This is a genomic window from Collinsella sp. Sow4_E3, from assembly GCF_052116285.1.
Lineage (GTDB): Bacteria > Actinomycetota > Coriobacteriia > Coriobacteriales > Coriobacteriaceae > Collinsella.
The window spans coordinates 1-10497 of the sequence record NZ_JBQKLJ010000029.1; the positions used below are offsets into that span (position 1 = coordinate 1).

At 67.3% G+C, this 10497-nt stretch carries 16 protein-coding genes; all 16 read left to right on the plus strand.

Annotation, left to right across the window (positions count from 1 at the left end):
• Window positions 1-206: hypothetical protein (locus tag ACTQ48_RS10525; RefSeq protein ID WP_441570856.1), on the plus strand; the 206-nt coding region annotated here is incomplete at its 5' end.
• A 353-nt stretch (window positions 207-559) separates the two neighbouring features.
• Window positions 560-868 (plus strand): hypothetical protein, encoded by a 309-nt coding sequence (locus tag ACTQ48_RS10530; RefSeq protein WP_441570858.1) that lies wholly within the window; start codon window positions 560-562, stop codon window positions 866-868.
• The gene (locus tag ACTQ48_RS10535) at window positions 865-1296 is read left to right on the plus strand and encodes a RusA family crossover junction endodeoxyribonuclease (RefSeq protein WP_441570859.1); all 432 of its coding nucleotides are present in this window, start codon (window positions 865-867) and stop codon (window positions 1294-1296) included. Before ACTQ48_RS10530 ends, ACTQ48_RS10535 begins: the two co-directional genes overlap by 4 nt.
• Window positions 1293-2861 (plus strand): DNA cytosine methyltransferase, encoded by a 1569-nt coding sequence (locus ACTQ48_RS10540; protein WP_441570861.1) that lies wholly within the window; start codon window positions 1293-1295, stop codon window positions 2859-2861. Before ACTQ48_RS10535 ends, ACTQ48_RS10540 begins: the two co-directional genes overlap by 4 nt.
• 113 nt (window positions 2862-2974) lie before the next feature.
• The gene (locus tag ACTQ48_RS10545) at window positions 2975-3151 is read left to right on the plus strand and encodes a hypothetical protein (RefSeq protein ID WP_441570863.1); all 177 of its coding nucleotides are present in this window, start codon (window positions 2975-2977) and stop codon (window positions 3149-3151) included.
• Window positions 3144-3311, plus strand: a complete 168-nt coding sequence (locus ACTQ48_RS10550) for a hypothetical protein (RefSeq protein WP_441570865.1) — start codon at window positions 3144-3146, stop codon at window positions 3309-3311. The genes ACTQ48_RS10545 and ACTQ48_RS10550 overlap by 8 nt, the downstream gene beginning before the upstream one ends.
• Window positions 3304-3825, plus strand: a complete 522-nt coding sequence (locus ACTQ48_RS10555) for an HNH endonuclease signature motif containing protein (protein ID WP_441570866.1) — start codon at window positions 3304-3306, stop codon at window positions 3823-3825. The genes ACTQ48_RS10550 and ACTQ48_RS10555 overlap by 8 nt, the downstream gene beginning before the upstream one ends.
• A gap of 144 nt (window positions 3826-3969) precedes the next feature.
• Window positions 3970-5211, plus strand: coding sequence for an AAA family ATPase (locus ACTQ48_RS10560; RefSeq protein ID WP_441570868.1), 1242 nt, complete (start codon window positions 3970-3972; stop codon window positions 5209-5211).
• Window positions 5208-6209 carry a hypothetical protein gene (locus ACTQ48_RS10565; RefSeq protein WP_441570869.1) on the plus strand — a complete coding sequence of 334 codons (1002 nt, stop codon included), beginning with the start codon at window positions 5208-5210 and terminating at the stop codon, window positions 6207-6209. The genes ACTQ48_RS10560 and ACTQ48_RS10565 overlap by 4 nt, the downstream gene beginning before the upstream one ends.
• Entirely contained in the window at window positions 6206-6448 is a 243-nt protein-coding gene (locus tag ACTQ48_RS10570; RefSeq protein ID WP_441570871.1) for a hypothetical protein, read from the plus strand. The genes ACTQ48_RS10565 and ACTQ48_RS10570 overlap by 4 nt, the downstream gene beginning before the upstream one ends.
• A 21-nt stretch (window positions 6449-6469) precedes the next feature.
• Window positions 6470-6991: a hypothetical protein gene (locus ACTQ48_RS10575; protein WP_441570873.1), complete on the plus strand. Its 522-nt coding sequence runs from the start codon at window positions 6470-6472 to the stop codon at window positions 6989-6991.
• A gap of 117 nt (window positions 6992-7108) precedes the next feature.
• Window positions 7109-7693: a bifunctional DNA primase/polymerase gene (locus ACTQ48_RS10580; protein WP_441570875.1), complete on the plus strand. Its 585-nt coding sequence runs from the start codon at window positions 7109-7111 to the stop codon at window positions 7691-7693.
• Complete coding sequence (locus ACTQ48_RS10585; protein WP_441570876.1) at window positions 7690-9378, plus strand: AAA family ATPase; 1689 nt, start codon at window positions 7690-7692, stop codon at window positions 9376-9378. The genes ACTQ48_RS10580 and ACTQ48_RS10585 overlap by 4 nt, the downstream gene beginning before the upstream one ends.
• Window positions 9375-9824 carry a hypothetical protein gene (locus ACTQ48_RS10590; protein WP_441570877.1) on the plus strand — a complete coding sequence of 150 codons (450 nt, stop codon included), beginning with the start codon at window positions 9375-9377 and terminating at the stop codon, window positions 9822-9824. Before ACTQ48_RS10585 ends, ACTQ48_RS10590 begins: the two co-directional genes overlap by 4 nt.
• A gap of 50 nt (window positions 9825-9874) precedes the next feature.
• Window positions 9875-10093, plus strand: coding sequence for a hypothetical protein (locus ACTQ48_RS10595; protein WP_441570879.1), 219 nt, complete (start codon window positions 9875-9877; stop codon window positions 10091-10093).
• Entirely contained in the window at window positions 10090-10368 is a 279-nt protein-coding gene (locus ACTQ48_RS10600; RefSeq protein WP_441570881.1) for a hypothetical protein, read from the plus strand. Before ACTQ48_RS10595 ends, ACTQ48_RS10600 begins: the two co-directional genes overlap by 4 nt.
• Window positions 10369-10497 lie beyond the last annotated feature (129 nt).

Below are 10497 nucleotides of genomic sequence, written 5' to 3' on the forward strand. Positions count from 1 at the left end.
GCATCTTCGAGCCATGCATCCCGGGTGAATGCGATGACCACGAGGTCAACCACGACCACATGGAGACCGACGGGGGCGAGTGGGTGCATGTCGATGAGCGCGTGGGATGGGTTTGCACGATCTGCCGCTACGACGATGGCGAGCCCTTCGATTGGCCATGCACCACGGTCCGTGTGATCACGGATGCGCTGGGGGTGGAATCGTGACCGACGTCAAGCCGGAGTGGACCGGCGACACCCCCAAGGCGAAAGCGCCTCGTGTCGTCACCCCGTGCCGGGCGGTCACTATCGACGGTGAGCTGATCGAGGGCGGTGCAGCATGACCCGCCGCATCGTGCTCGACATCATCTGGCCCATCGTCGTCACCCTCGCGTCCATCGGCATGATCTGCGCAGGCCTCTGGCTTGGGACGGAGCCGCTGCCATGAGAGCGCCATCCAGATTGCCGCTCACACAGCGAGGCCTCGACCTCGACGACCTCAACTTCTAAGGACACCTCATGAAACTGCCCGACCTCTTCACCAACGAGGACATCGATCGCTGGGTGCCCGCTCCGACCGAATGGCACCAGAGATGAGCGCCCGGGCCGATACGAGTCGGCAGCTCGCCCACGACGCCAGCCGGGCACGACGCAACTTCGCGGTCCGCGCAGATGGCATCACCCGCATGCTGATCGACAACCGCACCACCCTCGCCGAGGCTGTCGAGCACCTCGACGCATGGCTACCGGGCACACGGGGCACCGACCTTCTACACCGCCTGGCCCGCGCCGTCGACGACGCCGAGCGCGTCAAGGCCGAAGCCGACGAGGCGTGGCTCGCCTCCATCCTCCCCAGCGTCGACGATGCGATCGCCGAGGTGCCAGCATGATCCGATTCTTCGCAGAAGGTGTTCCCGCGCCACAAGGAAGTAAGCGCCACCTCGGGGGTGGCATCCTCGTTGAGTCGTCCAAGAGAGTGAAGCCGTGGCGCACGGATGTGCGCGCCGCCGCCCAGGATGCACGCGGTGACCTGGCCCCCCTCACCGGTCCCGTGCATGTCGAGATCGAGTTCCGTTTCCCCCGCCCGAAGGGGCATTTCGGCACCGGCCGCAACAGCGACAGGCTCCGACCAGCCGCCCCGCGAACGCACATCGGAAAGCCGGACCTCGACAAACTGGCCCGCGCCATCCTCGACGCCTGCACCGGTGTGCTGTGGGTCGACGACTCGCAGGTCATCACCCTCCTGACCCGCAAGCGCTACGTCGAGTCACCCGCCCTCCCCGGCGCACTGATCCTCGTGGACGGGGTCGGCGCATGATCACGATGACTGACTTCTTCTGCGGTGCCGGCGGATCATCCACCGGAGCCGTCTCCACCGGAGCCGTCGAGGTGACCTTGGCGTCCAACCACTGGACCAAAGCAATCGAGGTCCACGCCGCCAACCATCCACGCACCGACCACGCTTGCGTGGACCTGCAGGCCATCCGCCCGTCCTACTTCCCCACCACTGACCTGCTGTGGGCATCACCGGAGTGCACAAATCACTCCGTCGCCAAGGGACGCCGTGCCGCCGACCAGACTCCAGATCTATTCGGCGACACACTCCCGGCAGATGCCGCTGAGCGTTCCCGGGCCACGATGTTCACCGTCCCCGACTTCGCCGAACACCACCGGTATCGGGCGATCATCGTGGAGAACGTCGTGGACGTGCGCCGCTGGGTGCGCTGGCCCGCCTGGGTGATGGACATGCGCAACCTCGGCTACGAGATGGAGATCGTCTACCTCAACGCGATGCACGCACAACTGGCTGGGCTTCCCGCCCCACAGTCACGTGATCGCATCTACATCGTGCTGTGGCTCAAGGGCACGAGAAGACCCGACCTGGAGCGTGTCACTCGCCCGCAGGCCTGGTGCCCGTCGTGCGACCAGATCGTCGAAGCACGCCAGGTGTGGAAGAAGCCGGACCAGCCGTGGGGCCGCTACCGTGCCCAATACGTCTTCGTGTGCCCGGAGACATCGTGCCAGTCGCAGATCGTCGAACCGGCGTGGGTGCCGGCCTCTGCCGCGATCGACTGGTCACTCGAAGGGCAGCGCATCGGTGACCGGGCTAAGCCCCTGTCCCCGAAGACCATGGCACGGATCAAGGCTGGCCTGGCCCGATACGCGAACGAGATCATCGTCGAGGCCGCTGGTAACACCTATGACGCTGCGAGCCCTCGTCATCCGCGGTTCGGTTCGCCGGACGGCTACTACCGGGCATGGCCTGCCAGTGAGCCGCTGCGCACACTGCACACCACCACCTCGAAGGGGCTCCTCATCCCCACAGAGGGTCGCGAAGGGAAGCGTGCGTCCCTGACAGGTGAGCCGTTGCGCACGCAGACGACCCGCAACGAACTCGGCATCCTCACAACACTGCGCGGACACAACACGCCCGAACTCAGCCGAGACCCGCTCGACACCGTCACTGCGTCCGGGAATCATCACGGTCTGCTGGTGCCGTACTACTCGTCCTCACAGTCCGGACGGTCTACGTCGGAGCCGATGGGCACCCTGACCACCACCGACCGGTACGCGCTGATCATGCGCAACAACACTGCCCGCGGCGACGACGGGCAGATGTCGACCCCCTCATACGAACCGCTACGCACACTCACCACGAGTGGACATCAATCGGTCCTGGAACCCGCGTCGATCGATGTCAACGACTGCCGCTTCAGAATGTTGGAACCTCACGAGATCGCCGCGGGCATGGCGTTCCCTACCGACTACCAGTGGCAGGGGAACAAGCGGGAGCGCGTGAGGATGGCCGGGAATGCGGTGTGCCCGCCGGCCGCGCGTGACCTCGTGACCGTCGTGGCTGAGGCCCTGGAGCGTGCCGCATGAGCAAGCTCCCGTACCGCGTCGCAATCCAGCGGCGCCCTGAACCGGGCTGGACGTACATATGTCCCGGCTGCTGGAAAGCCTTCGGGTCAACGACATGGAGCCACGTCATGGCGATGAAGTTCGGAGTCTGGCACGCATCCCGATGCCCCCGTCTCCGCCGCCTCAACTTCGAGGCCCTCCGCTGCTGGAACTGCCGCGGCACTGGCCTCGTCTCCGGCGACCTGTGCCTCGTGTGCCTCGGCGCCCGCATCACCACCGAACCCGACCCCACGAAGGAGCGCCATGTCTGATTCCTGCCCTGCGCTGTGGATCCTCCGCGGCACCGTCTACCAAACCACCCCAAGCGGACGCCTCAAGCCCCGCGACCCCGAGCACCGCCTCGACGCTTCGGGGCGATGTGGTCACTGCCACACCACATTCACCACCAAGAAGGAGAGAAGGAATGGCTGAGCTCGTCGCGCTTCAATCCGGCACGCGCCCTCGGCACAACGACCCTGCCAAGACCATCGCGCAGCGCCTCTGGGACAAAGCGACCGAGAACGTCGAAGGTTGCTGGATTTGGACCGCCGCCATCAACTCGAAGGGGTACGGGACAACCACTGACGTCAAGCGAGGGCCGGGACGAGCGGCCCGTGTCTACGCGCACCGCCTCGCATGGTCGGTGATGCACGGCGAGATCCCTGCCGGGCTCTCCGTAGATCACGTCTGCCATGTCAGAAACTGCATAAACCCTGGGCATCTTCGACTCGTCACGCCGCGCCAGAATCAGGAAAACCGTGCCGGAGCCGCTCGGGACAGTCGTACCGGCCACCGCAACGTCTACCCCCTCCCGAACGGGCGGTTCGTCGTTCAGGTCCGGCACGTTCACGTCGGAATCTTCGATGACATGGAGACCGCCGCGGCGAAGGCGTCGGAGGTCAGGCGCAGAACAATGCCGTTCTCGGAGATGGATAAAGCCTCGTGACCCGCCCTGTCGCAGCTCGCCCTTGTAGCTGGTGCGGTCACCCGCTCCATCTCACCGGACCTTGCCCCGGCCACATCCAAACCGGCACCGACAAACAGCCCAAACCCCAACCCTGCCCATGCGCCAGACCAAAGGAGACCCCCCATGAGACCCCCCACCAGTGACCCACTGCGGATCGTCAGACTGACCGCCGAGAACGTCAAGCGTCTCAAGGCCGTCGAGATCACCCCCGACGGTGACCTGGTCACCATCACCGGCCGCAACGCGCAGGGCAAGTCGAGCGTCCTCGACGCGATCTGGCTCGCCCTCGGAGGCGGGGCTGCCTCCAAGGCGACCACGCGGCCCGTGCGCGACGGCGAAGACCACGCTCGCGTCACCCTCGACCTCGGGGAACTGACCGTGACCCGCGAGTGGAAGGGCGACCGCTCCACCCTCACCGTCGCATCCGCCGACGGAGCCACCTACAACAGCCCCCAGCGAGTCCTCGACGCCCTCGTCGGACGACTCAGTTTCGACCCCCTCGCGTTCACCCGACTGAGCGCCAGGGAACAGCGCGAGTCACTGCTGGATCTCGTCGACCTCGACGTGGATCTGCCCAGCCTCGACTCGCAACGTACGGCCCTCTACGACGAGCGCACCGAGGTGGGCCGACAGGGCAAGGCGATCGGCGACGTCCCACCGGTCGACGAGACGCTTCCGTCGGCCGAGCAGTCTGCCTTTGATCTGATCGCCCAGATCAGAGCTGCGGAGGAGCAGCGTCGCGACATCGACCGTGCCCGCGCCGATCTCGACCTTCTCGTCAAGCGTGGTACCGAGGTAACCGAGGCAATCGCACGGCTACAGGCCGAGCTGCACGATCTGGGCCAGCAGCACGCGGCCCAGCAGGCGCGCCTCGACGCGGCTCCGGCGCCCGCCGACACGTCCGCGCTCGAGCAGCAACTCGCCGATATCGAGCAGACGAACGCCAAGATCCGCGCCAACCAGGAGTCGGCCAAGCGGTCCCGCATCCAGTCGGAGCTCCATCACCAGTACGAGACCCTAACCGTCGAGATCGACGCCCTCGACAAGCAGAAGGCCGACGCGCTCGCCGCAGCCACCTTCCCCGTCGACGGCCTCGGCTTCGACGAGGGCGGCGTCACCTTCAACGGCGTGCCGTTCGGGCAGGCCTCGTCGGCTGAGCAGATCCGGGTCAGCCTCGCAATGGCTATGGCGCTCAACCCCACACTGCGCGTCATCCGCATCCTCGACGGCTCCCTCCTTGACGACGACTCCATGCAGATGGTCGCCGACGCAGCCAAGGAGGGCGGCTACCAGGTGTGGATCGAGCGGGTCTCCGACCCGTCCGAGTCCGCAATCGTCATCGAGGACGGGGAGGTCTCAGCATGAACGCCGCAGTCGAGACCATCGCCGAGGTGTTTCGGGATCGGTTCGGTCGCCCGCTGATCATCCCCCCGCACGGCGGCAAGCCGATCCCCTACACCCGGTGCACCACCTACGTCGGGGCGCTGGAAGACACATACAACCTTGGGCAGTGGCAGATGCGGATGGTCGCCGCCGGCGTCGCAGCAACCCCCGGGCTCCCCAGCCGCCTGGCCGCCCTCGGCCTCGAGCCGGCCAGCGACCCAGAGAAGAAGGCGTGGAAGTACAGCATCACCCCTCTCATCGAGGAAGCGATGGAGACCGCCAAGGCCAAGGACAAGGCCCGCCGGGGCACCGAGTTCCACCAGATCACCGAGCACTTCGAACGCACCGGAGACCTCACTGATGTGCCCGACGAATGGGCGCCGAACCTCGACGCATTCATCGAGGCCACCAAGGGCCTCAAGTCGATGGCGATCGAGCAGTTCCTCGTCAACGACGAGCACCAAGTCGGGGGCACGGCGGACCGCGTCTATCAGATCGCCGGGGTCGACGGGTACGTCATCGGTGACCTGAAGACAGGCAACACAAGCCCCGGGATCGGGAAGATCGCGATGCAGCTGTGCATGTACGCCCACTCCCAGATGTACGACCCCGCCACCGGTGTACGCACCCCGATCCCGGGGCTTCGCACCGACTTCGGCATCGTCATGGATCACGACATCCCATCAGCCACATGCCGACTGATCGAGGTCGACCTGCGCCCCGCATGGGACGCAATCCAGGTCGCGAAGCAGGTCCGGGCGTGGCGCTCCTTCGCGAAGCCGAAGAACCTCGTCAAGCCGTGGATCGCACCCCGGATCAACGCTATCGCCGCCTCCCTCGACGTCGCCATCGCCCAGGCCTCCTCCCGTGAGGACCTGTCCCGCCTGTGGTCCGAAGCGGCTGCTACCGGCACCTGGACCCCTGCCCATACCGCGGCGGCGCATCAGCGCCTCGCTGCCCTCGACGGGAATGCAGCATGATCGGCCAGCGCTTCGGGCGCCTGACCGTGACCGCCGTCGCCGCGCCGAAATACGGCGCCACCGCCTCGTCCTGGTCCTACGCGCACACCGACGCCAACGAGCTGACCTGCGGCACCCGCAAGAGCCCCTACAGCCTCGACCCGACCCACTACGAGCCGCGCTGCGCGTCCTGTCACAAGCGGTTCGACCTCGACCACCACAACCAGCTCGCGGCCATCCCGGCCGGAGCAACCAACTGATTCACGAAAGGAATCAACATCATGACCAACTACGACTGGGAAGACGTCGTCACCCCTGCAGGCTCCTACATCGGCTGGGGCGACCACCCCGGCCAGTTCGTCACCGGCAAGGTGCTGTCGTTCGACCCCACTGGCGCCACCGATTTCAACGACGACGTCTGCCCGCTGCTCACGCTCGAACTGATCGAGCCTGCGGCGAGCTTCAACAAGCAGGGCGAGCGCACCGACTACCCCGCTGGCGAGCTCGTCAACCTGACCTGCGGCCTGGTCTCCCTCAAGCGCGCCATCAGGGCCGCGGACCCGGCACCCGGCGACGTCGTCAAGATCACGCTGGCCGACCTGGTCAAGACCTCCCGCGGGACGGTGAAGGAGATGGCCATCAAGATCGCCCGCGGCGCCGCCCCCGAGGTCAGAAGGCAGTCCGCCCCGCAGCAGGGCTTCGGGCAGGCACCCGCGCAGCAGGGCTTCGGTCAGGCCCCGGCCGCAGCCCCGGCGGCGAACCCGTTCGCGCAGCCGTCGCAGCCCGCCAACCCGCCGTTCTGATCGTCGGCTGAGTCGCGTGGGTCATCCGACGCCAACTCTTAACTCTGAGTTACAAGTTGGCGGCGGGTGGCCCGCCCAATCCAGCCGAGCAACGACCTACGCGCCCAGGAGGACGCCTTGACCCTCGCACCACCCACCATCGCCGACCTCGAGCAGCAGCTCGCCGACGCAGTCCGCCTCGAGCGCTGGCCAGAGGCCGAGCAGATCGGCGCGCACCTCGACCGACTCTGCGCCGATCCGCCGCCGCCCGGCCTCGTCGACGCCGCGCTCTGGTACGCCGCCCTCGGCGTCCCCGTATTTCCCCTCGAGCCCGGCGGCAAGCGGCCCTATCGCGGCTCGCACGGATGCAAGGACGCCGTGACCGACCCAGCCCAGATACGCGCCTGGTGGACCGCCGCACCCGCCTCCAATATCGGCATCGCCACCGGGCATGTCGTCGACGTGATCGACCTCGACGGGGCCGCAGGCGTCAAGTCCTGGGCCGGTGACATGTGGGAGGCGCTGCCCCCGATCGTCGGCCGGGCGCGCACCCGCAGACCCGGCGGATGGCACCTCTACACGCCCGCCACCGGCATGGGCAACCGTGCCTCCATGTTCCCCGGCGTCGACTACCGAGGGCAGGGCGGCTATGTCGTCGCCCCTCCCAGCATCGTCGACGGAGTCACCTACCGCTGGACCGACCCCCTCGAGGTGGGACGGTGACCGCCACCGAAGACGCCACCGCCCGCTTCCTCGCCCTCGTCAACGCCAACCGCCCCGAGCCCAGGCCGACGCCCACCTTCCCCGCACTGCCCGCCTCCGGCGGTGGCAGCAGCTACGCCAACACCGCGCTGGCCCGCGAGCTCGACAACGTCCGCAACGCCTACGAAGGCAGCCGCAACCACACCCTCAACACCGCCGCGTTCAACATCGCCCAACTCGTCGCCTCCGGCCACCTCGACCAGGCCGACGTCGAGGCCCAGTTCAGGCAGGCAGCCCACGACGCGGGCCTCCCCGCAGCCGAAGCGCTGGCCACCATCCGCTCCGGACTTCGCGGCGGATCCCGACACCCGCGCCAAGTCGAGACGTCCACCTACGAGGCGCCGATGAGCGTCATCGAGACGACCCTCGACCAGATCCTCGGCCGCACACCGACTCCCGCCGTCGAGACCCAGGCCGACGACCCCGACGAGCCGCCCAGCCTCGACGCATCATCCTGGTACGCCCGCCCCGTCCTCGACCGGGCAGCGCAGCAGGCTGCAGCACCCGAGCCCGCACTCCTGGCCCGCACCGACGGCACCCACCTGCTCTACCCCGGCAAGATCAACGGCCTCGTGGGCGAGTCCGAATCAGGAAAAAGCTGGGTGGCCCTGCACGCCGTCGAGCAGCTCCTCAAGGAGGGCCGCCGCGCCGCGGTCCTCGACTTCGAGGACGCCGCCTCCACCTGGGTCTCTCGGCTACGCCTCCTCGGCATCACCGACGAGCAGCTCACCCTCCTGCGCTACGCCGATCCCGACGAGTCCCTCGACGTCGTCGGCCGCGCAGCACTGGCCGAGATGCTCGCCGACCACGACCCGGCCCTCATCGTCCTCGACGGCGCCAACGCCGCCATGACACTCCTCGGCCTGGAGCTCAACGACAACGCCGACGCCACCAAGTTCAACCGCCTCGTCCTCAAACCGCTGACCCAGCTCGGCGCCGCGGTCCTCACCATCGATCACGTCCCGAAAAACTCGGAACAGCGCGGCAAGGGCGCGATCGGCGCCCAGGCCAAACGAGCGATGATCGACGGCGCCCAGTTCATCGTCGAAGTCACCCAACCCTTCGGCGTCGGCCAACGCGGCGAACTCAAGCTACTCGTAGACAAGGACCGCGCCGGCTACGTGCGCGGCCAATCCGGAGGCGCCCGCTTCGCCGGCAAGGTCGTCATCGACTCCATCGCCGAGACCTCGACCAGCATGTGGGTCGAAGCCCCGCACGGGCAGGACCAGGGCGACGAGCCGTGGCGCCCGACCCATCTGATGGAGCAGGTCTCTAAGCTCCTCGAGGACGTCACCGACGGTCTCTCTGGGCGCAACATCCGCGAGGAAGTCAAGGGCCGCGTCGAGCACATCCGAACCGCCGTCGACGCTCTCGTCGAAGGCGGCTGGGCCGAACGGAGTACCAGGGCAGGTCGTGGCGGCGGCGTCATCTTCACCATCGCCCACCCTTACAGGGAGGGCGACAAGCCCCCGACGCGCGAAGTGGTTCCAAGTGGTTCCAACCGGTTCCGGGAACCACTTCCCGTAACTGGTTCCCAGTCCCACTCCCCCTACGGGGTGGGAACCAGTACGGAGCCGGTTCAGGACCACCTGCCAGGGCGAACTGGTTCCGGAACCACTTCCGAGACCAATGAGGCCGGGCGATGACCCAGGACGCACTCATCGACGTAAACCCCGAGACTGGCCCGAGGAAGCGGCGGGGCTTCGTCGGACCCCACGTCGCACAGTGGCTCGCAGACCAAACCCGTCATATCCAGGCAGAGCGATGCCGCCGATGCCGAGCCGACGTCCTCCGGGGCCTCGACGACATGTGGGCCGCCGGACCCATCGAGGTCGACCCCACGCCACTCAGTGCCCTCGGCGAAGCACTGGCCCTGCTCGCAGGACGACGCACCATCGCCTGCGAGCACTGGCACGGGCTGCGCTTCACCCGCCGCGGACGCTGGCAAATCACCAGCCGCCCAGCAGGCACCTTCCGCGGCGACGTTTACGCCTCCCACCTGTGCGGCGCGCCGGCGCTGCCCTCGATCCCGTCCAACTTCGCCAAGCCGGTCGTCGACGACGACCTCCCCGGCGCCCCACCCCCGTTCTGAAGGAGACCCCGTTGATGCCCCTTGACCGAGACGCCCAGGACGGTGACCGCATGACCGACACCCGCAAACAACTCATCGACCTCGTCGACCTCGCAGCCCTCCTCCCCGCCCTCCTGACCAGAAACCGGTCCGGGCAGTGGACGACCGGCCTGGTGGATAGTCGCTGGAATGCCGCTCATTGCTCTCCCGTGGCGACACAGGACGGCCTCAAACCCCTAGACCCATACTCGGATACCCCCAACATCCTGAAAGGCCCGCAAAAATCATGAGCACCACCTACCGCACCCGAACCGTCACCATCGAAGCCGTGCGCTTCACCTCATGGACCCAGGCTCACGAGATCGCCCGCTGGTGCGGCGGGCAGGTGGAGAGCAACAGCGAGTCAACCGACCGCGCCGAGGTCGTCTACTGGGTGTGGGTGCCGTCACCCGATGGGTGTCTCCAGAAAACCCTCGTCGGCGACTACATCGTCCACTCCGAGGGCGGGTTCTACCCGCTCAGGCCCCACGCCTTCGACGCGCTGCTTGAGGTGGACCCGTCATGAGCGAGGAGCATGCACCAGACGCCCTGTGCGCCACGGAGAGCGACGAACAGGGGCAGACTGGTACCCATGGACCCCAAGCCACTGAAAGGCCCTCAGAATCGCGCATACGGCAGCTCGCCACCATCGAGG